The organism is Streptomyces sp. NPDC003042, from assembly GCF_053591315.1.
Map to the genome: position 1 here is coordinate 44367 of NZ_JBSFTP010000024.1, position 21022 is coordinate 65388.

Consider the following 21022-nt stretch of genomic DNA (forward strand, 5'->3'; position numbering starts at 1 on the left):
CGGCCTCCCCGCTCCGGCCGCCTCGGTGGGTCAGGACCGCCGGCGAAGTCCCCCACGCCGCCCCCTTCCCCCGCCATCGGCTCTCCGACTCGGTCACCCGGAGCCGCCGTTCGTGTTCCCCGGTCCGGCGTCCGCGAGAAGCTGATCCCTGGCGATCTTGCCGGTGGGGCCGACCGGGAAGGAGGGAACGTCAGTGAGACGGCTGGGCAGCATGTACGCGGGAAGGAGGCCGCCGAGAGCAGCCAGAACCTCGTCCGGTGTCACCGCCGGAGCACCGTCGGCCGCCGTCCGCTCCGGGATGAAGAACGCTGCCAGCTCCCGTCCGTGGGGGGTCTCGGGGGCGAGGACGACAGCGGACTTGACCCCCGGACACCGGGTCAACGCCGCTTGCACCTCGCCCAGTTCGATGCGGTATCCCCGGACCTTCACCTGGTCGTCGAGACGGCCGAGGAATTCGAGGTTCCCGTCCGGCAGCCAGCGGGCCCGGTCGCCGGTGCGGTACATCCTGGCCTCTGCCCCGCCCGGAGCTCCCTCGGGAACGAACGGGTCCGGCAGGAACCGCGCGGCCGTGAGCCGGGGAGCCCCCGTGTAGCCCAGGGCCACGCAGGTGCCGGCGATGTAGAGGTCACCGGGAACGCCGATCGGGCAGGGTTCCATCCCGGCGTCGAGCACGTAGTACCGGGCGTTCTGCATGGGACGGCCGTACGGGACGCTCGGCCAGGCGGGGTCCACGTCCCCGATCGCGAAACTGTTCGACCAGACGGTGCACTCCGTCGCGCCGCCCAGCGCCACCACCCGCGCTCCGGGGAACTCGCCGCGGATCTCGTCCGGCAGGGTCACCGGGATCCAGTCACCACTGAGCATGACGAGCCGCAGGTCGCCGCGTCCCTGCGGGTCACGGCATTCCAGGAACGGCATCACGTGTGCCATCGCCGCGGGAGCGGAGTCCCAGATGGTGATCGGCTCCTGTTCGAGCAGGTCCACCAGGGCGTCCGGTTCCGTCAGCGCTCCGTCCGGCACCACCCGGACAGAGCCGCCCGCGGCCAGCACGCCGAACATGTCGTACACCGACAGGTCGAAGCAGAACGAGGTGACGAACAGCAGCCGGTCCGCGTCGCCCACTTCGTGGACGCGGTTGATCCAGTCGATGAGGTTGACCACGGCCCGGTGGTCGACCATGACGCCCTTCGGCGCTCCGGTCGATCCGGAGGTGAAGATGACGTAGGCGATGTCCTGCGGAGCGGGCTCGCTCCGTACCGGCGCGGCCGGGCGCCGGTCGACGTGCCATCCGGTCCAGGAGCGCAGCGCGCGCAGTCCGTTGTCCTCGGGGATCCGGGCCGGGACCGTGATCACCACGTCGTAGCGCGTGGCCAGGTCGGCGGGCCACTGCGCCCCGTCACGGCCGAGCACCCTGACCACGGCTCCCGGGAGGGCTCTGCCCAGCGCCCCGAAGAACGATCGCGGCACGCTGAGACCGGTGTGCTCGCCGAGCTCGGGATCGACGAGATCGGCGAGCACCACGGAACCGCCCGCGGCCAGCTTCGGCAATACGTCCGACAGGACGCGCACGAGGTAGTCCATGTCGGGGAAGAACTGGACGGTGCTCGCGAGCACCACGAGGTCCACCGGGTGGTCGAGGGCGGTCGTGGCCTCGTGGGCGAACAGAGTGGCGCCGGCGAGCGTGAGGCCCGCGCGGGCGGCCCGGTCCTGTACGGCTGCCACGGCGGAGGCGGCCGGGTCGACGGCGGTGTACCGCGCGGCGTGCGGCGCGAGGGCTTCCGTGATCAGCCCTGAACCGCAGCCGATCTCCAGTACCGCGCCTCCGGTGGGCAGCGCCTCCCGGGCCAGTCGTACGACACGGTCCCGGTAGGCCGCCACTTCGTCCGTGGTGTAGACGTGGTCGGAGGTGCCGATGTTGAAGCCGGCGGCCTGCAGGGGGTCCGGCAGCTCCGCCACGTAGTTCCAGAGGTCGCCGACCGCCTCCTCGTCGAACGAGTCCGACCAGGTGTTCTCGGTCGTGAGGTCGTGCACGACGACGTGCCGCAGGGTGGGAACGTCCCAGCGGATCACTCCGACGGCGGGGAGCTGGTCGCGCGAGGTGAGCAGGGCGCTGACGCCCAGGCCGGCGAGGAGCGAGCGGATCCGGGACCGCGGCCACCGGATGTCCAGCGGCACATAGGTGGCACCCGCCTTGAGCACGGCGAGGAGGCTGACCACGGCCTCCGCCGATCGGGTGGACAGCAGGCCGACGTGGGAGCCCCTACCGACGCCCAGCGTGCGCAGGTGGTTGGCCAACCGCTCCGCCCGCTGGTCGAGTTCGGCGTGCGTCAGGGTACGGGTACCGGCCAGGAGCGCCGGGCGGTCGGGCACCCGGCGCGCGGCTTCGCGGAGCAGGGAGGGGAGGGTGGCTTCCCGGTCGAAGGGGCGAACGGTGTCGTTCCAGGCGTCCGGGGGCAGGGCCCGCGGCCCCACGAGGCTGGGCACGGCTTCTTCCAGGGGCTTCATTCGGTGATGTCGCTTTCTGCGGGACAGGGAGGCGTCGGCGGGGCGTCCAGCGCGCTGAGCAGCGCGTCGAGCCGCTCCCGCAGCGCACGGGCCGTGGCGGCGGGGAAGGCCGCGGCGCGGAACTGCACCGTGCCCGCGACCGCGGCGTCCGCGGCAGCGGTGTGGGCCGGCCAGAGTTCCCAGGTGAGCTCGAAACCACCGTCGCCGGCCGGAGTCGGCGCGGGGCGCGAGAGCGCGGGCGGCAGGGTCAGGACGGCGTCCGTATCCGTCTGATAGGCCATGCAGACCTGTACGAGCGGCATCCGGTGGCCGCGGTCCCCGCCGACCGCCGCCACGATGTCGTTGAACGGCAGCTCGTCGCGCAGCGCCCGCAGGAAGCGCTCCCGGAGCGTCGGCACGAGCGAGAGCGGGTCCGATCCCGGCTCGGTGTCGACGCGCACGGGGACGGTGTTCACACAGAACCCCACCGTGCGTTCGAGCCTGGGATCCGACCTGCCCGCCACTGGTACGGCCACGCAGAACCGGCGCGCGCCGGTGATGTCGGACACCGCCTGCGCGAACACCGCCAGCAGCACGACGGCCGGGGTCGCCGCCACCGAGCGGGCGATGTCGCGCACCGCGGCGACGGGTCCGGCCGCGACGGGCGCGTCGATGACGCCCACGCCCTCGCCGGGGGCAGCCGCGCCGCCGCCGGTAGCGGCGTCCGTCGCGGGAGGCGCGGTCCGCGGTACGTCCTGGACGCCCACGAGCTCCTCACGCCACGCCCTGTCGCGCCGCTCCCGTTCGGCGGGGTCGGCCATGGCCGCCTCCGCCCTGTGCCAGGACGCGTATCCCACGGCCTCCGCGGGCAGGACGGGGACCTCCCCGCGGGAGCGTGCCTCGTAGGCGGAGCGCAGGTCCTCGACGATGACCGGGAGGGACCAGCCGTCCACCGCGATGTGGTGCACGGCCAGCACCGCGGTGGCTCGTCCGGGCGCGTCAGGGTCGTGCAGCACGGTGAGCCGCAGCACGGGGCCCGTGGTGAGGTCCACCGGAGTGACGGCGACCGCTCGGGCACGCGCCGGCAGGTCCGCTGCCGGGATCCGGATCTCGTCCAGGGGCGCGACGCCGCCGGGCGGCAGGATGCGCTGGAACGGAACGCCGTCGTCGTCGTCGAAATAGACCGTCCGGAGTGTCGGATGGCAGTCGATCACATCGCCCAGGGCAGCGCGCAGCGCCGGGATGTCGAGCGGTCCTTCGAATGCGGTGGTGCGGTGGACCAGGTTCTGCGGGCATCCCGGGGCGAGCTGCTCGGTGAGCCAGATCCGGATCTGGCCCGCGGACAGAGGTGACTCGGCGCTCTCGCTCCCGCCGTCCGCACTCGGCGCGGCATCGGATGTCCGGGGCAGCTCGCTGATGCGCGCCGCGAGTTCCGCGACACGTGGGGCCGACAGCACGTCGGCGGCCGTGACCCGGCGGCCCGTGCCGAGCGTGAGCCGGTGCGCGATCCGGACGGCGGCCAGGGAATCACCACCGGAGTGGATCAGATGGGTGTCCGCCCATGCCCGCGGGGCGCCCAGGACGGCGGCGAACACGGCCGCCACCGCCTCCTCTTCCGGCCCCCGCGCGGGCGTGGAACCGCTCAGTGCGGTGGCCTGACGGGCGGCGCGGCGTTCCAGCTCCGGGTAGTCGGTCTTGCCCGAGCCGTTGCGCGGGTACGCGTCGAGCCGGCCTATCCACCGCGGCGCCAGTGGTCCGGGCAGCAGCGAGACCAACCTCTCCCGCAGCGCTGTGACGTCCAGCCCCTCGGCGCCGGTGATCCAGGCGGCGAGCCCGATGGGCCGCTCCCGCGCATCGCGCAGCGGAACCACGGCGGCGTCCCGCACGCCCGGCTCGCGGCGCAGTGCGGCCTCGGTCTCCGCCGGCTCGACACGGACCCCGCGGATCTTGAGCTGGCGGTCTGCCCGGCCGCGGTACCAGAGCACTCCGTCCTCGTCGAGGATGCCGAGGTCGCCGGTCCGGTAGAGCCGGACGCGGGTGCCGTCCGGCAGACCGGTGATCTCAGTCGGGAGCACCGACTCGACGAAGCGTTCCGCCGTCTGCCGCGGGTCCCCGAGGTACTCGCGGACGAGTCCGGGTCCGCCCAGCAGGATCTCGCCGATCTCGCCCCGGTCCGCGACGCCGCCGTCCTCCCGGGTCACGACCACGAGGGTGCCCGGCAACGCCGTGCCGATGGGCACGTCGACGGCGTCCTCGAGGCCCGCCGCGTCGTGGACGCGAACCGCCGTGGCCAGGATGGTGCACTCGACCGGCCCGTATCCGTTCACCAGGTGAAGCGTCGGGTGGGCCGTCAGCAGCCGTCGCGCGTGTTCGGTCGACATCCGCTCGCCCCCGGACATCACCTGGGCAATGCCGTCGAAGCACTCCGGGGCCTCGTCCACGAGGGTGTTCAGGAGTGATGGCGTGATCACGAGCGTGTTGACACCGTGGACCCTCACCGCTTCCCGGAGGGCGGCCGGAGTGAGCGGACCGGGAGCGCCGTAGGCCACGGACCCGCCGCTCAGCAACGGCGCCCACGTCTCCATGGAGGCCAGGTCCCAGGCCACCGAGGACGAGCGCAGCGTGACGGTACGCGGACCGAAGTGCCCGATCGGGGCCTGACCGGGAAACAGGTCCGGGACGTCGTCGAACGGAGCGACGGGCTCGCAGGAGTAGGGCGTGGGCGTGAAGAGCCGCAGGGTCGCCCCGTGCGGTGACACGGCCCCCTTGGGCTCTCCGGTGGAGCCGGAGGTGAAGAAGACACAGGCCGGCGAGTCCGCCGAGCCGGCGGCGGGGACCGGTTCTCCGGTCCGGCCCGGCGCGAGGGCCGTGATGTCGGCCGGGACGCGTACGCTCTCCCGTCCCGCCGGCGCGACCGCCACGGTGTCGCCGACGAGCAGGACGGGGGCGTCACACCTGTCGGCGATCTGCTGGAGCCGCCCGGCCGGCCAGTCCACAGGCAACGCCACGTATGCCGCACCGGTCTTGAGCACCGCCAGCAGTACGGCGGGCAGTACTGGGCAGGGCGGAACCAGGACCGGTACGAAGTCGCCTTCACCGATGCCCCGTTCCAGCAACTCGGCGGCGAGTCGGTTCGCCGCCGCGTCGAGTTCTCCGTAGCTGACGGTCAGACCGTCCCCGTACCGCAGGGCGACCGCATCGGGACGCAGGGCGGCGGTGGCGGCGACACCTCCGTGGATCGTCGCGGAGGTCGGGATGTCCTTGGGGTGCGAGAGCACGGCGCTCGGCCGCCGGACCACCGTCATGCGCCGCCCCGTCCGCCGTCGGTGACGAGACCACGCCCGAGCGAGCGCGACCCGGTCTGCTCGCGGCCTTCGACCGTGAGCGCGTAGTGAAGCAGCTCCGCCTCTTCGGCGGTCCGGCGGAAGCCGACCCGCTCCAGTACGGCCTGTGACGCGGTGTTGTCCTTCGGCGTGCGCGCGACGACGGTGGTGACGCCGGGCTGGGCCAGCGCCCAGCACGTCAGCTCGTGGAGCGCACCGCTCGCGTACCCGGCGCCACGGCCGGATTCCACGAGGCCGAAGCCCACCTCGACGGACTCCTCGTGCGGCGGGGCGTGGAAGCCGATGTCGCCGATGACCCGGCCATCGGCGCACCGTACGACCTGGTACATGCCGAAGCCCCGAACGTGCTGGTCCCCGGTCCGCCTCCCGAATCCGGTGGCCGCGGCGCGCGTACCGGCGAAGGGGTAGCCGGGTGCCCAGTCGTCGCCCGACGCGTCGTCCCGGAGCAGCGCGGCGACTTGGTCACCTGTCAGCTCGCGCAGGACGAACCGTTCGGTCGCCAGGACGTTCGGTACGGCCGCGGACAGGTCCCGCAGGGAGCGGGGGCGCATGTCGGTCCAGACGTCCGCGATGTGACCGAGGCAGTCCTCCTCGGTGCCGGAGAATCCGGTGGCCTGCCAGCCGGAGGGAATGTCCAGGGCGTGCGGCCACAGAGAATGCTGGCCTTCACCGTTGGCGACGACGACATGGGACATGGGGCGTGACTCCAGGAAAGAAAAGATAGGGGTGGTTCGCTGTTCCGGACGACGGGCCGGCACCGCCTCGACCGTGTCCGGCCGGTCGGGCCGAAACGCCGTTCGGACCGGTATCTCCCGCGTCTCGGGCGGAGCGCCTCGGAGTTGAGCGCCGGAGACTGGACCGGCCGTGAGAACGGGCGGTGCCTGCGCCGTCATCTCACACAACGACGGGTACGCGTACGCGTGGGCGATGCCGCGACCGCCGCTCGCGTCGCACGGTCGCCGGGTCGGTCATGCCGTCGTCGTCTCCGGGCAGGCGGTGTTCCGCGCGGAGACCTGGGCGTACACGGCGCCCGCCAACCGCTCCACCGTGCGGTGGTCGAAGATCAGCTGCATGGAGAGCCGCATGCCGACCGAACGGCCGAGCCGTGCCATGACCTTGGACGCGAGCAGGGAGTGCCCGCCCGTCTCGAAGAAGCTGTCGCTGTCGCTGAAGTCGGAACGGCCGAGGACCTCGGCCCAGATGGCCCGCACGCGGTCGGTGAGTTCGCCCGGCGTCATGTCGGTCTGCATCAGTAGCTGCTTCTTTCTCGGCTCGCGCCGGGGAGTCATCAGTCGGTGGGTGTCGGCCACGGCCTTCCGGACAGCCCTTAGTCCCAGGCCCAGTTCGCGGGCGCCAGCACCACATGCTCTTCCTCGTGGACCACCGGAGCGGCTGCCGTGGTCTCGTCGGGGAGCACACCGCGGGCGAAAAGGAGCGGAAGGGCAATGAGAAGGGAGAGAACAGCTGTCCGGAACACTCGGTTCATGCGGTCGTGCACGGATACCTCTCAAGGAAAATGCATGCCTGGAACCACACGGGTAAGTGTGGGAGACAGAAGAAAATGGGCGGATCCGCGTAATCGTCCGACGCGGCGCGCCGCCCCCCGTCCTGACCGATAGTGGTCGCAGCCACTTACCGGTGTCGACGATTCCGGGTGGCCCATGTAGGCCATGGCACCAACCGGTCAGTTTGAGCCAGGTTGGCGGAGGAAAGACTCCGCAGCCGCCCAGACACCCAGCAGCAGATCGGCCCCGCACGAGGACACTTTCCAGCCCGCGGACCATTCACGGTCGAGCCAGGCGTCCCACGCTGCGGCGGCCAGTCGTTCGGCGGCTCCGAGATCAGTGGCGACCACGAAGGTCATGGCCACGAACTGCGAGGACAGCGGGATCAGGCTGACGTGGGCGACTCCGGGCTGGGGGTCGCCGAGGAGCCGGTCCCCGATGTCGGCGCTGCCCGCCAGACCGGTGGTTCGAGCACCGTTCGGCGACTGCAGGAACACCTTGATGGCATACACAGGGCACACCATAGCCAGCCTTTGAGCACATCAAATGATGACTGATACGGCCACCTGGTGCCATGGCACGAGGTGGCCATGGGGCCGCACCCGATCGCTCCAGGATGAACGCTGGCGCGTTTTCGCCGATATCACGGCAGTTCGATTGGAACGGCCGACGAAGACCGGCGGGCCCGGCTTCGCGGGTGTCACGCGCGGGATGCCCCTCATCGATATCACGTGACGTGACGGTGAACAAGCGTCGCAGGGCCTCAGGACGCCGCGGTCGAGGCGTAATTCCCGGTGCCGCGCCCCGACGGAAGGAAAGGGACCCTCTCACTTCGAGGGCCTGGCACCTTCCCCGATCACCATTCAGTCCTCACCCATTGCGGCGAGTTGTCAGATCCACCCGCGCCGCGTGGCCTGCACGCCTGCCTGGAACCGGCTTTCGGCGTTCAGCGTCTTGAGCAGGTCCGCCATCAGGCGCCGGACCGTGCGGATCGACACCCCGAGCTTGCGTGCGATGACTTCGTCGGTGTGACCGTCCTCGAGCATCCTGAGCAGTGCCAGCTCGCGCTCGCCAGGGCCATCGCAGTGGGGCGCGCAGGATTCTCCCAGCGGGGTGGCGCGTTCCCAGGTCAGGTCGAAGAGCTGGTTGAGTGCGGTGACGATGCTGGTGAGCCGGATGACGAACGCCCCCTCCTCGCTCGCGTCCGGCTTCACCGGGAGCACGGCCACGGAGCGGTCGCAGAGGATGAGACGCATCGGCAGCCAGGGCATGGTGCGTGTCTGGCCTCCCTGCTGGGCGAACCAGGTGGCGTATTCGACCGTCGCCGGGTCCTTGCGCACCGTCTCCAGGTAGATGGTCTGCATCCGGACGCCCCGCGCCAGGCTCTGCACGTCGAGGGGGCGTGACGCGTCCAGCGCCCCCTGGCTGAGCGCCGGCCCCGGCATGAACGCACGCACCTCGCAGGCGGCTCCCTCGGCGAGCTGCGTCAGGTGGGAGCGCACCGCGTCCAGGCCCACGAGACGCTCGACGCCCGCCACGTCGTTCTGCACGCGCCGTGCGGTGTATTCGGACGTCAGAGCCGCCAGCATCGCCCGGTCCCGTGACAGCCTGGCACGGCGTTCGTCCAGTTCGGCTTCCAGGTCCTGCAGGAGGGGAAGGAGCCCGAGCTCGGGGCTGGCCGGTACGAGCGGCTCGGTTCCCGAGGCGGAGCGGAGGAGCGAGAACCGGGTCAGGCGGTCCAGCGACTCGCGGACCTCGGCCTCCCCCATGCCGAGATTCTGCCCGATGTCCGGCATATCCCATCCGGGGTGGACGAGAAGTGCCCGATAAACGTCGTGGTCACGATTCTTAAGGCCGATGCTCTCGAGCATTTACCGCTCCCCCTGTGGTCGTTCCGCATCCGGGATCGCACACACAGTTCCCGATCGCGCGAGTGACAGCATACCCGCCCCTATGTGCAGGTCAATACGAGTGGAGGAAGTTGGAGGATGGGCTCGATCGAAGCACCCGGGACGACTCGGACTTTGCCGAAATCGGAATTTCGAGGACAGTGGCCGCCTGTTAGCGCGGCTAACCGGCGCCACTATTTCATTGGCGGCGGCCCGTCGGTGGCGGGGACGGTCCCGACGGCCGCGGGGAACTCGTCACCGGGAAGGTCACGACCGCGGGCGGAGCGCCGGGGCACTTCCCCCGCGGAGGCCGAGAGGCCCCCCGCCTGCTACCGCCGGCCCGCGAGTCCCCTCCGCTCCCGACCGGCCGACCGCCTCCGCGGTCCCCGCTCCAGCGCGGCTGGCGGAGCCCACCCCGGGCGGGCCTCACCGACGCGGTTCCTCAACCGCGTACATACCGGGAGATCCGCGCGTCTCCCCATTACGGGACGAATCATTTCGCCCGCAGGCCCCCTCTTATTCCGCTTGTTCGTGAAATGCGGGGAAAGGTGGGGGTGGATCCACCGCTAAAGTCCGCCGCAGCCTCGATAAGCCGGTGATCACCTTACGCAGCGACGGCCCCGCGTCAATGTAACTTGCATCACAGGGCATCCCTCCCCGCATTCGGTGGTCCAGACGCAAAGACGCCGTGTTTTGAAGGCAGGTTAATTTCATCATTCAATCAATGCGGCCACCTCAAGCCGGGGCGAGCGCGGCGGAAAGCGGCACTCGGATGATTCCGAGGGGCTGTGGCAGGAGCCGTTCGCCACCCTCAACTCCATGTACGGCAACCGGACCGTGTGCGGGATCGGACGCGGGGACTCGGCGATGCGGGTCGCCGGGCGCAGACCCGACACCCCGGCCCGGCTGGGGGAGGCCATCGACGTCATCCGCGACCGGGAGGCCGCCGTGGCCGCCGTGGCCGCCGGCCGGGACCCGGACGCGATCACCATCCGCGTGGCGGCCCCGTCGTACATCAAGTCCCGCCAGGGCTACCGGTTCCCCGACGCGCCGGGACGGAGCGGTTCACCAGGTGTCCATCCGGTGTCCGGCCCGCCGACCGGAACGGGCGGTGGGGTTTGTCGGTCCGGCATGTTTTGCTGGAGACATGATCGATGAATTTCTCGTCCATGGCCTGTCCGCAGTCGAAGAGGCCGTCCGTAAAGCGGCGGCGGTTGAGATCATGCCGAGATACCGGCAGCTCGCCGACCACGAGGTGGACCAGAAGAGCGGTCCGCACGATCTGGTGACCGTCGCCGACCGGCTGGCGGAGGAGCACCTCACCGCCTCGCTCACCCGGCTGCTGCCCGGCTCGGCGGTGGTCGGGGAAGAGGCCGTGCACGCCGACCCGAACATCTACGGGGCGCTGCGCGCGGACGCCCCCGTGTGGATCGTCGACCCGGTCGACGGCACCCGCCAGTTCGTCAGCGGCGACCCCGGTTTCTGCACCCTGGTGGCGCTGGCCCAGCGGGGCGAGATCCTCGCCTCCTGGACCTTCGCCCCGGTGCTGGAGGAGATGGCGACCGCCGTGCGCGGACAGGGCGCGTACGTCAACGGCGAGCGGATCCACAGCGGTTCGCCGGAGCCCGGCGCCGAGCTGCGGGTGGCGGTGGCCCACCCCCTGTACACCTCCGAGGAGGACAAGCACAGGCTCGCCCGGCTGGATGTGCCCGGCGTCGCTCCCCGGCCCTGCGGTTCGGCGGGCCTGGAGTACCTGAAGGTCGCGCGCGGCGAGATGGACGGCCTGGCCTTCACCTGGCCCTCGGCGTGGGACCACGCGGCCGGGCTGCTGCTGGTCGCCGAGGCGGGCGGCGCGCAGAGCACCGTCGACGGGGTCCCCTTCCGGGTGGACCGGGACAACGTCCTGCCCTTCGCGGTGGGCCGCGACGAGGCCACGGTCGTCCGGATCCGCGAGCTGCTGCGGGGCGCCTAACTGATCCACCGGGGATTTACGGGACAGCCCTTGGCCGGGTTTACCGGGTTGGCGGGTGGTGCGGTGGGCAGAGGACGTATGGACGGGCGGAATATCCTGGCGGTCGTGTCGCCGCCGGACGAAGGAGCTGTCAGTGCCGTCGATTCTCGACGCAGTCGTGGTGGGGGCGGGGCCCAACGGGCTGACGGCCGCCGTCGAACTGGCCCGGCGCGGCTACTCGGTGGCCGTCTTCGAGGCCGCGGAGACGGTCGGCGGCGGAGCCCGCACCGAGGAGCTGACGCTCCCCGGCTTCCGGCACGACCCGTGCTCGGCGGTGCACCCGCTCGGCGCAGGCTCCCCGGTGTTCGCGACGATGCCGCTGAAGCGCTACGGCCTGGAGTGGCTGCACGCCCCGCTGCCCATGGCGCACCCCTTCGACGACGGCACGGCCGCCGTCCTCTCCCGGTCGGTCGCCGAGACCGCGGCCTCCTTCGGGCCGCGTGACGCGGGCACCTACCGGCGCCTGGTCGCGCCCTACCTCGGCAGATGGGACACCCTCGCCCGGGACTTCATGTCCCTGCCGAACACCGCCCTGCCCCGGGACCCCCTCACCCTGGCCCGCTTCGGGCTGGCCGGACTGCCGCCCTCCACCTGGCTGCTGCGGCGCTTCCGCGACGACCGCGCGCGTGCTCTGTTCGCCGGGCTCGTGGCGCACGTCATCGCCCCGCTGGGCGGGATCGGCACCAGCGCCGTCGGCCTGGTCTTCGCGCTCGCCGCGCACGCGGGCGGCTGGCCGATGCCGCGCGGCGGCTCGCAGTCCATCTCCGACGCCCTCGCCGGGTACCTGCGGGACCTCGGCGGCGTCGTCCACACCGGCTTCGAGGTCAAGCGGCTCGACGATCTGCCCCCGGCCCGCGCGTACGTCTTCGACACCTCGCCGACCGCGCTGGCCCGGATCGCCCGCCTGGGCCGCGCGTACGACGGCTACAAGTACGGCGCGTCCGTCTTCAAGATCGACTACGCGCTGGACGGCCCCGTGCCCTGGACAGCCGAGGCTCCCCGCCGGGCCGGCACCGTCCAGGTCGGCCCCGGCACCCGCGACATCGACGCCGCCCTGCAACTGGCCTCCGGCGGCCGGGCGCCGCGCAACCCCTTCCTCATCACCGCGCAGCCCAGCCTGGTCGACCCCGGCCGGGCGCCCGAGGGCAAGCACGTGTTCTGGGCCTACGGGCACGTCCCGGCGGGCTGGGACGGCGACCTCACCGAGGCCGTCGAACGGCAGCTGGAGCGCTTCGCCCCGGGCTTCCGCGACCTGGTCCTGGCCCGCGCCACGGCCGGCCCGCCCCAGCTCGCCGCCCGCAACCCCAACTACGTCGGCGGGGACATCGCCTGCGGCGCCGCCTCCGGCCTCCAGCTCCTGCTGCGCCCGAAGCTGACCCTGTCCCCCTACACCACGGCCCACCCTGCGGTCTTCCTCTGCTCCTCGGCCACGCCGCCGGGCCCGGGCGTCCACGGCATGTCCGGCCACAACGCCGCGAAGGCGGTGTGGCGTCATCTGAGAAAGGCCTCCTGATGGTCCGCATCACCCTCGTCCAGGGCGACATCACCGCCGAGAAGGCGGACGCGGTGGTCAACGCCGCGAACTCCTCGCTGCTCGGCGGCGGGGGAGTGGACGGAGCCATCCACCGTCGCGGCGGCCCCGAGATCCTCGCGGCCTGCGAGGACCTGAGGCGCTCCCACTACGGCAAGGGCCTCGCGACCGGTCAGGCGGTCGCCACCACGGCCGGCCGCCTCCCGGCCGAGCACGTCATCCACACCGTCGGCCCGGTCTGGTCGCGGGACGAGGACCGCTCCGACCTGCTCGCCTCCTGCTACCGGGAGTCGCTGCGCGTGGCCGACGAACTGGGGGCGCGTACGGTCGCGTTCCCCGCCATCTCCACCGGGATCTACGGCTGGCCGATGGACGACGGTGCCCGGATCGCGGTCGAGACCGTACGGGCGGCCCGGACCCGGGTCGAGGAGGTCCGCTTCGTGCTCTTCGACGCGGCGGCCTACGCGGCCTTCGAGGCGGCGGCCGAGGCCGTCCGATAGCCGGTCGTCACCGAGGCCGTGGGGACGCCCCGCGGCCGCTCGACGCTGCCCGGGGAACGCACCGGGCGTGATGGGCCCATCACCCCGCGCGCCTCCCGAAAATCTGCACATCGTGTGCGTGACCGCGGGCGTCCGCCATCACAGCTCACCGATATGCCGGAAATGATCCATCTGTTTGGTGTGGGTTTGCCCCGTTGTGTTCCATGTAGGGAACGGGCGGCGCGTATCTGTTACTCGATCTTGTGAAGAAGTCGTCACTTTTCGGTGAATGAAGCTGCACACCCGTCGTCAGAGGTGCCCGTCCGCCCCTCGGAGGGCGTCAACAGGATTGGCCGGGCCACCCGTTCGCGTGCTTTCATCGTGCGCACCGAGGCAGCCAAAGAAATGACGGTTGAATTCCGGACCGTCGGCCTGTCGCGGTGAGAATCCCCCGACAAATGAAAGGTGCGCATAATGCGTCACGACATCGAGACCCGCGAGATCGCCGACACCGAGCTGGACGCCGTTTCCGGCGGCATCATCAGCGTGAACGGTGGCCTGGCCGGCGCTGTGACCAGCGACGTCAGCAGCGTCCTGGGTGTCGTGGGCTCCCTCGACACCGTCCAGGCCACGCAGGGCCTCGTCGCCTACGCCCCCGGCCTGGTCTCGAACATCACCGGCGTTTCGGTGAACACCGGTCGCTGAGTGGGATATCCCACGAACCCATGAACCCCGGAGCATCCCCCACGGCTCCGGGGTTCACGGGTGCCCGCATGCCCGACCGAAACGAATGCAGTTGAAGGAATAGTCCGTGCAGTTTCGCCAAAAGGCTCTTTCCAAGCTGCAATCGCCCGAAGAACTCGATTTGCCCGTACGCTTCGCGCGCCCCCAGGGGCGGCTCGTACTGGCCGTCACGGTCGTCGTCATGGCCGCCGCGACCTTCTGGGCCCTCACCGGCACCGTGTCCTCCAAGCTGAGCGCACCCGGAATCCTCACCCACGCCGACGGCAGCTACGTGCTGCAAAGCCCCGTCGCGGGACAGGTGACCGCGGTCCTCGCCGTGGAGGGACGGCTTCTGGAGACCGGCGCGCCCCTGCTCAACGTCCGCACGGAGCAGGGCGACCGGCCCGTGCGCGCGGTGACCGGCGGCCGGTTGACGACACTGCTCGCCAAGGTGGGCGCGGTCGTCACGGCCGGCGCGGACGTGGCGACCGTGGAACGCGTGAAGAACGCGGACGACCCGCTGGTCGCCGTGCTGTACGTGCCGGGCGGCAGCGGCGGGGCGATCACCGTGGGCGCCCCGGTCGACCTGAGCGTCCAGTCCGCCCCCCAGCACCGGTTCGGCGTGCTGCGCGGCCGCGTCAAGGCGGTCGGGCGCGCGCCCCAGACACAGGCGCAGATCAGCGGCTTCCTCGGCGACAGAGGGCTCGCCGAGGCGTTCACCCGACAGGGCAACCCGGTCGCGGTGCTCGTGGAACTGGAGCGGTCCTCCGCCACCACGTCCGGCTACCGGTGGTCCTCCCCGGACGGGCCCCCGCACGCCGTCGACTCCACGACGCCGGTCACCGGCGCCGTCCACCTCGCCGCACAGCGCCCCGTCGACTGGCTTCTGCCGTGAGCGCCCCGCGGACAGGGGCTCCCGTGGGAGCGCCCCAGCTCCCTCCCGCCGGACGTCGGCGCCACCGCCCCGAGCCCAAGGGCGGCACGCGCCGCCGATCCGCGCCCGCCCCCAGGGGCAGGACGCCCCGGCCCGTGCGCACCCCCACCGTGCTCCAGATGGAGGCGGTGGAGTGCGGCGCCGCCGCCCTGGCCATGGTCCTCGGCCACTACGGCCGCTTCGTCCCCCTGGAGGAGCTGCGCATCTCCTGCGGCGTCTCCCGCGACGGCTCGCGCGCCAGCAACCTCCTCAAGGCCGCCCGCGGTTACGGGCTGAAGGCCAAGGGCATGCAGATGGACCTGGCCGCGCTCGCCGAGGTGAGCGCCCCGGCCGTCCTCTTCTGGGAGTTCAACCACTACGTCGTCTACGACGGCACGGGCCGCCGCTTCGGCCGCAGGGGCGTGTACGTCAACGACCCCGGCAAGGGCCGCCGGTTCATCCCCATGGAGGAGTTCGACACCAGCTTCACCGGTGTCGTGCTCACCTTCGAGCCCGGCGAGGGCTTTCGCCGCGGCGGCCGCAAGCCGGGCGTCCTGGGCGCCATGCCGGCCCGCCTGCGCGGCACTTCGGGCACCATGGCCGCCGCCGTGATCTCCAGCCTCCTGCTGGTGGCCGTCGGCGCCTCGGCGCCGGCCCTGAGCCGTACGTACATCGACATGTTCCTCATCGGGGAGCAGACGTCCCTGCTGGGCGTGCTGTTCGCGTCGATGGCCGTCACCCTGGTGCTCACCGGGACGCTCACCGCGCTCCAGCAGGCCAATCTGCTGCGCGGGCGCATCATCTCCTCCACCCTGGGCAGTGCCCGCTTCCTGCGGCACCTCCTCAGGCTTCCGGTCACCTTCTACTCCCAGCGCAACCCGGCCGACCTGGTCCAGCGCCTCCAGTCCAACGACGCGGTCGCCGAGACCCTCTCCCGAGACCTCGCCGCCGCCGGCGTGGACGCCGTGGTGGTCGTGCTCTACGCGGTGCTGCTGTGGACGTACGATCCGCAGCTCACCGTCGTCGGCGTGCTGATCGCCCTGCTCAACGTGGCGGCCATGCGGATCGTGATCCACTTGCGGGCCACCGGTACCCAGAAGCTGCGCGCCGAGAGCGCCCGGCTGACGAACACGTCCTACAGCGGCCTCCAGCTCATCGAGACGATGAAGGCCACCGGCGGTGAGAACGGCTTCTTCCGCCGCTGGGCCGGACAGCACGCGGTCACCCTCGACGTGCAGCAGAGGCTCGGTGTGCCCAGCGCGTGGCTGGCGATCGTCGCGCCCACGCTGGCGGCGCTCAACAGCGCGCTGATCCTGATGATCGGAGGCCTGCGGGCGGTGGAAGGGCACCTCTCCATCGGTCTGCTCGTCGCCTTCCAGGCCCTGGTGACCAGCTTCACCGCGCCGATCACGCGCCTGAACGGCGTCGCCGGACGGATCCAGGACTTCGCGGCCGACGTCGCCCGCCTCAAGGACGTCGAGAACTTCCCCGTCGACCCGGTCTACTCGCGGCGCGAACCCGCCGCCGGAACCCGCCGCCTCAAGGGCCATGTGGAGCTGGACGACATCACCTTCGGCTACAGCCCCCTGGACGCCCCGCTGCTGAAGGGCTTCTCGCTCTCGGTCGGACCCGGGCAGCAGGTCGCGCTCGTCGGCGGCTCCGGCAGCGGCAAGTCCACCGTCTCCCGGCTGATGGCCGGCCTCCACACCCCCTGGGAAGGAGCCATCCGCATCGACGGGATGCGGCTGCAGGACATCCCGCGCGGCGCACTGGCCGCCTCCGTCTCCTTCGTCGACCAGGACGTCTTCCTCTTCGAAGGCACCGTCCGCGACAACATCGCGCTGTGGGACCCCTCCGTCCCGGACGAGGCCGTCATCGCCGCCCTCCAGGACGCCGCCGTCCACGACGTGGTCGCCCGCCGCCCCGGCGGCATCCACAGCCGCGTCGAGCAGGACGGCCGGAACTTCTCCGGGGGCCAGCGCCAGCGCCTGGAGATCGCCCGGGCGCTGGTGCGCCGCCCCAGCGTCATGGTCCTCGACGAGGTGACCAGCGCGCTGGACGCGGTGACCGAGCAGGTCATCATCGACAACCTGCGCCGCCGCGGCTGCGCTTGTGTGGTCATCGCCCACCGGCTGAGCACCGTGCGCGACAGCGACGAGATCGTCGTCCTCGACCGGGGCACGGTCGTGGAACGCGGCCGGCACGAGTATCTGGTCGCCGCGCAGGGCCCGTACGCCGAACTGGTCAAGGAGCACTGAGGTGACGTACCCGCACCACGCCACCGTCGCCCCACCCCTCGACCCGGTCGTCGAGGCCCTGGGCGCACTGGGCTCGCCGGTCGACTGCACCGGCCTGCGCAGCCTGCCGCTGGAGGGTCCGCTCGTCCTGTGGCTCGTCGTACAGGGCGAGTTGGACCTCTTCGCCGTCGACGCCGCTCAGGCCGGACACTGGCACTTCCTGGGCCGGCTGGAGGCGGGCACACTGCTGCTGGGCCCGGCCGAGGGCCCGGAGCACACCCTGGTCGGCCGACCCCTGCAGGGGTGCCGGCTGCGCCGCATCGAACTGCGGGAGCTGCCCGCAGCGGAATACGGTGCCACGTCACCTCAGTGGTGGGCCGAACAAGGCGAGTACGGCGCCCCCGCAGGACAGTCGAGCCCTCTGGAGGAGGCCTTCGCGCGCGGCGTCGGCCGTGGCCTGCGCGTGCTGTACGAGGCACCCCTGGACGGCCGCGCCACCACCGGGCAGGGCGGGGCCGACGACGACATCCTGTGGATGCGGATCAGTCCTGGCAGCGTGCAGTACGGCGCCGTCTACGAGGAGGGCATGGCCGACGCCCTCCTCGTCGACGCGGCGATGTGGCAGGGCATGGTCGACCAGCAGTACCGGCTGCTGTACGCCCTGGACCACTGGATCGAGCAGCTCGAACGCGCCCACGAGGACCGTACGGCGGCCGGAATCGCGGCCGGGCGGGCAGCCCGGACCCACGCGGACCGCACGCTGCTGGCCTCCATCGACCGCTCCGGCAGCCCTTCCCACCGTGGCGCGAGCGTCGACGCGACCTTCGCCGTGTGCCGCCTGGTCGCCGACGAGGCCCGCATCACCCTGTCCGAACCGGGCGAGGCGAGTACGTCCGAGCAGATGGACCCCGTCGAACGCATCGCGCTCGCCTCGCGGATCCGCACCCGCGTGGTCAGGCTCAGCGGGCGCTGGTGGCGGGAGAACAGCGGTCCCCTGGTCGGCCGGCGCGAGAAGGACGGGACGCCGGTCGCCCTGCTGTGGCGGCGCGGAGGCTACGAGGCGGTCGATCCCGCCACCGGCAGGCGCGAGCGCGTCGGCAAGGGCGGTGAGGGCGGTAAGGGCGGTAAGGGCGGTAAGGGTGGCGGTCAGGCGGGTGAGGCCACCTTCGAACCGTACGCCGTCATGCTCTACCGCCCCCTGCCCGACGGGCGGGTGGGCCTGCCGGCGCTGCTCCGCTTCAGCGTGCGCGGCACCCGCTCGGAGCTGCGCAGCCTCATCCTGGGCGGGCTCGTCGCCGTGCTCCTGGGCGCGCTGGTGCCCATCGCCACCGGCAAGGTGCTCGGCCAGTACGTCCCCCAGGCCGAGACCGGCCTCATCGTGCAGACCGCCGTGGCGCTCATCGCGACCAGCGTCGTCTCGGCCGCCTTCATGCTGCTCCAGAACGTCTCCATCCTGCGCATGGAGGGCCGCATCGAGGCCACCTTGCAGCCGGCGGTGTGGGACCGGCTGCTGCGGCTGCCGACGAAGTTCTTCGCCGGCCGCTCCACCGGCGAACTGGCCAGTGCGGCCATGGGCATCAGCTCGATTCGCCGCGTGCTCGCCGGTATCGGCTCGGTCTGCGTGCAGGCGAGCGCGGTCGGCACGATGAACCTCGTGCTGCTGCTCGTCTACAGCGTGCCGCTGGCGATGGCGGCGGTCGCCATGCTCGTCGTCATCGCGGTGGTCTTCCTCGCTCTGGGACTGTGGCAGCTGCGCTATCAGCGCCGGCTGATCAAGCTCGGAAACCAGCTGAACAACCAGGCCTTCCAGACCCTGCGCGGACTGCCCAAGCTGCGGGTCGCGGCGGCCGAGAGCTTCGCCTACGCCGCCTGGGCACGGGAGTTCGCCCGTACCCGGGACCTGCAGCAGCGCATCGGCCGGGTACAGAACGTCATCACGGTGCTGGGCGCCGTCTACCTGCCGCTGTGCACGCTGGTGATGTTCATGCTGCTGGCCGGGCCGGCCCGCGGCGCCATGTCCGCCAGCGCGTTCCTCACCTTCAGCACCGCCCTGACGATGCTGCTGTCCTCGGTCACGCAGCTGACCGGCGCGCTCATCTCGGCCGCCGCGGTGCTGCCGATGTTCGAGCAGATCAAGCCGGTCCTGCGCGAGATGCCCGAGGCGGGCAGCTCCAGTACCCGACCGGGCGAGCTGACCGGCGCCGTCGAGGCCCGCGGCCTGTCCTACCGCTACAGCGACGACGGCCCGCTGGTCCTGGACGACGTCAGCTTCCGCGTCCGCCAAGGCGAGTTCGTCGCGATCGTCGGGGCCAGCGGCTGCGGCAAATCGACACTGCTGAGGCTGCTCATCGGCTTCGACAAACCCTCCGAAGGCAGTGTGCTGTACGACGGCCAGGACCTGGCGGCGCTCGACCAGGCGGCCGTGCGCCGCCAGTGCGGCGTCGTCCTGCAGAACGCCCAGCCCTTCACCGGTTCGATCCTCGACTGCATCCGCGGCGCCGGGACGTTCTCGCTCGAGGAGGCGTGGGAAGCCGCCGCGATGGCAGGCCTCGCCGAGGACATCAAGGCCATGCCGATGGGCATGCACACCATGCTGTCCGACGGCGGCGGCACCGTCTCGGGCGGACAGCGCCAGCGGCTGATGATCGCGCAGGCCCTCATCCGCAAGCCTCGCGTCCTGTTCTTCGACGAGGCCACCAGCGCGCTGGACAACGAGACCCAGCGCGTGGTCATCGAATCCACCCGCACCCTGGCCGCCACCCGTATCGTGATCGCCCACCGGCTGTCCACGATCATGGACGCCGACCGGGTGATCGCCATGGCGAACGGCCGCATCGTCCAGCAGGGCCCACCGGCCGAACTGCTCGCCGACACGGCGGGCCTCTTCCACGACCTGGTCCGCCGCCAACTGCGCTGAACCGACCCGGCCGTCGGCGCGGTCGGGGGTCCGGCTCCGCCGGTCAGAGCGGGGGCGCGGGCTCCGCCGGATCGCCCGCGAGGCGGACCGTGCTCAGGATGCGCATGATCAGGTCGTCGCCGACGGCGCCCGGCACGCCCGTCCGTCCGTAGAAGTCCCACGCGACGAAGCCGCCCTTGGAGTTCTTGAAACCGAAGACGACCGCCTGGCCGTCGCCAGAGCACCGGTGGGACTGTACGGCTCCCTCGGAGCGGGCCTTGACGTAACTTCCCTTGACTCCGGACTTCGTGGTGAACTCCACCGGCTTGTCCCACTTCACCAGGCTCTTGTCCGGCTGGGTGTACGCGGCGTAGACCCAGGTCGGCGCGGTCTTCTCGGCGACCTCGGCGGTGTCCTTGGCGCCGTCGGCGCCCTTGGTACCGACGGCGGCGAGCCTGACGTCCGTGACCTGCCCGTCGCCGTCCGCGTCGATGCTGCACCACTTCGACTTGTAGAAGGCGGGTGCCGTGTGCCCGATGAGGACCTTGTCGGGGTCCTTGTTGTCCGAGTAGCCGCTGAAGATGTCGGGCGAGGCGACCTCCCATTCCGGAGGGACGTCGAAAGCGGTGCCGTGCTTGGGATTGACCACGGTCTTCCAGCCCGCGATGAGCGGGTTGGCGGACGAGGAAGAGGACGTGGAAGAGGACGGGGAGGCGGGGGCGGCCGCCGGTGGGCGGTCCTTGCCCTTGTGCCCGACGACCACGAAGCCGACGACGGCAGCGGTGACCGCCACGGCGGTCAGCGCACAGAGCCCGACGACGACGGTCCTGCGCCTCTTGCCGTCCTGCTGCCGCCTGGGCGTCCCGATCGCGCCGCCCGCGCCCACTGGATACGGCGGGAAGGGCGGCTGGTACGGGCCGCGGGCCGGACCCTGCTGCGCGGGGCCGTATTCCGTCTGCCGGTACGGGTTCTGACTGGGGTCCGGCGGGTTGTGCACAGTGCCCTCCTGA

At 71.5% G+C, this 21022-nt stretch carries 14 protein-coding genes and 1 pseudogene; 8 read left to right on the forward strand and 7 right to left on the reverse strand.

From position 1 onward, the window contains the following. Positions 1-93: 93 nt before the first annotated feature. From ACWDYJ_RS15055 to ACWDYJ_RS15080, 6 genes are all read right to left on the reverse strand, one after another. Positions 94-2505, reverse strand: coding sequence for an amino acid adenylation domain-containing protein (locus ACWDYJ_RS15055; RefSeq protein WP_451565962.1), 2412 nt, complete (start codon positions 2503-2505; stop codon positions 94-96). Beyond that, complete coding sequence (locus tag ACWDYJ_RS15060; RefSeq protein WP_451565963.1) at positions 2502-5789, reverse strand: AMP-binding protein; 3288 nt, start codon at positions 5787-5789, stop codon at positions 2502-2504. The genes ACWDYJ_RS15055 and ACWDYJ_RS15060 overlap by 4 nt, the downstream gene beginning before the upstream one ends. After that, the gene (locus tag ACWDYJ_RS15065; protein WP_451565964.1) at positions 5786-6523 is read right to left on the reverse strand and encodes a GNAT family N-acetyltransferase; all 738 of its coding nucleotides are present in this window, start codon (positions 6521-6523) and stop codon (positions 5786-5788) included. The genes ACWDYJ_RS15060 and ACWDYJ_RS15065 overlap by 4 nt, the downstream gene beginning before the upstream one ends. A gap of 273 nt (positions 6524-6796) precedes the next feature. After that, positions 6797-7078 (reverse strand): phosphopantetheine-binding protein, encoded by a 282-nt coding sequence (locus ACWDYJ_RS15070; protein WP_451565965.1) that lies wholly within the window; start codon positions 7076-7078, stop codon positions 6797-6799. Between the two features lie 434 nt (positions 7079-7512). Then, positions 7513-7845 (reverse strand): hypothetical protein, encoded by a 333-nt coding sequence (locus ACWDYJ_RS15075; RefSeq protein ID WP_451565966.1) that lies wholly within the window; start codon positions 7843-7845, stop codon positions 7513-7515. Positions 7846-8223: 378 nt separating this feature from the next. Continuing rightward, complete coding sequence (locus ACWDYJ_RS15080) at positions 8224-9204, reverse strand: LuxR C-terminal-related transcriptional regulator (protein ID WP_451565967.1); 981 nt, start codon at positions 9202-9204, stop codon at positions 8224-8226. 759 nt (positions 9205-9963) lie between these two features. On the opposite strand from ACWDYJ_RS15080, the pseudogene ACWDYJ_RS15085 reads away from it, so the two are divergent. The 8 genes and pseudogenes from ACWDYJ_RS15085 to ACWDYJ_RS15120 all read left to right on the forward strand — a co-directional run. Continuing rightward, positions 9964-10239, forward strand: a pseudogene (locus ACWDYJ_RS15085) (hypothetical protein); the annotation flags it as partial. Positions 10240-10369: 130 nt separating this feature from the next. Then, positions 10370-11194 carry an inositol monophosphatase family protein gene (locus ACWDYJ_RS15090; protein ID WP_451565968.1) on the forward strand — a complete coding sequence of 275 codons (825 nt, stop codon included), beginning with the start codon at positions 10370-10372 and terminating at the stop codon, positions 11192-11194. A gap of 133 nt (positions 11195-11327) precedes the next feature. Continuing rightward, complete coding sequence (locus ACWDYJ_RS15095) at positions 11328-12746, forward strand: phytoene desaturase family protein (RefSeq protein ID WP_451565969.1); 1419 nt, start codon at positions 11328-11330, stop codon at positions 12744-12746. Then, entirely contained in the window at positions 12746-13264 is a 519-nt protein-coding gene (locus ACWDYJ_RS15100; RefSeq protein WP_451565970.1) for an O-acetyl-ADP-ribose deacetylase, read from the forward strand. The genes ACWDYJ_RS15095 and ACWDYJ_RS15100 overlap by 1 nt, the downstream gene beginning before the upstream one ends. Before the next feature lie 453 nt (positions 13265-13717). Further along, the gene (locus ACWDYJ_RS15105; RefSeq protein ID WP_451565971.1) at positions 13718-13948 is read left to right on the forward strand and encodes a hypothetical protein; all 231 of its coding nucleotides are present in this window, start codon (positions 13718-13720) and stop codon (positions 13946-13948) included. A gap of 106 nt (positions 13949-14054) precedes the next feature. Then, positions 14055-14861, forward strand: a complete 807-nt coding sequence (locus tag ACWDYJ_RS15110; RefSeq protein ID WP_451565972.1) for an HlyD family efflux transporter periplasmic adaptor subunit — start codon at positions 14055-14057, stop codon at positions 14859-14861. Next, entirely contained in the window at positions 14858-17137 is a 2280-nt protein-coding gene (locus ACWDYJ_RS15115; protein ID WP_451565973.1) for an NHLP family bacteriocin export ABC transporter peptidase/permease/ATPase subunit, read from the forward strand. Before ACWDYJ_RS15110 ends, ACWDYJ_RS15115 begins: the two co-directional genes overlap by 4 nt. 1 nt (position 17138) lies before the next feature. Next, positions 17139-20033 carry an NHLP bacteriocin export ABC transporter permease/ATPase subunit gene (locus ACWDYJ_RS15120; RefSeq protein WP_451565974.1) on the forward strand — a complete coding sequence of 965 codons (2895 nt, stop codon included), beginning with the start codon at positions 17139-17141 and terminating at the stop codon, positions 20031-20033. Between the two features lie 43 nt (positions 20034-20076). Here ACWDYJ_RS15120 and ACWDYJ_RS15125 read toward each other — a convergent pair whose 3' ends face one another. Next, on the reverse strand, positions 20077-21009 hold the full coding sequence (locus ACWDYJ_RS15125) for a hypothetical protein (protein WP_451565975.1): 933 nt from the start codon (positions 21007-21009) through the stop codon (positions 20077-20079). Positions 21010-21022: the final 13 nt, after the last annotated feature.

Bases quoted from the DNA above. Each gene is read 5' to 3' on its own strand.
- ACWDYJ_RS15055 (WP_451565962.1), bottom strand. From the start codon at position 2,505: ATGAAGCCCCTGGAAGAAGCCGTGCCCAGCCTCGTGGGGCCGCGGGCC.
- ACWDYJ_RS15060 (WP_451565963.1), bottom strand. From the start codon at position 5,789: ATGACGGTGGTCCGGCGGCCGAGCGCCGTGCTCTCGCACCCCAAGGAC.
- ACWDYJ_RS15065 (WP_451565964.1), bottom strand. From the start codon at position 6,523: ATGTCCCATGTCGTCGTCGCCAACGGTGAAGGCCAGCATTCTCTGTGG.
- ACWDYJ_RS15070 (WP_451565965.1), bottom strand. From the start codon at position 7,078: ATGCAGACCGACATGACGCCGGGCGAACTCACCGACCGCGTGCGGGCC.
- ACWDYJ_RS15080 (WP_451565967.1), bottom strand. From the start codon at position 9,204: ATGCTCGAGAGCATCGGCCTTAAGAATCGTGACCACGACGTTTATCGG.
- ACWDYJ_RS15090 (WP_451565968.1), top strand. From the start codon at position 10,370: ATGATCGATGAATTTCTCGTCCATGGCCTGTCCGCAGTCGAAGAGGCC.
- ACWDYJ_RS15100 (WP_451565970.1), top strand. From the start codon at position 12,746: ATGGTCCGCATCACCCTCGTCCAGGGCGACATCACCGCCGAGAAGGCG.
- ACWDYJ_RS15105 (WP_451565971.1), top strand. From the start codon at position 13,718: ATGCGTCACGACATCGAGACCCGCGAGATCGCCGACACCGAGCTGGAC.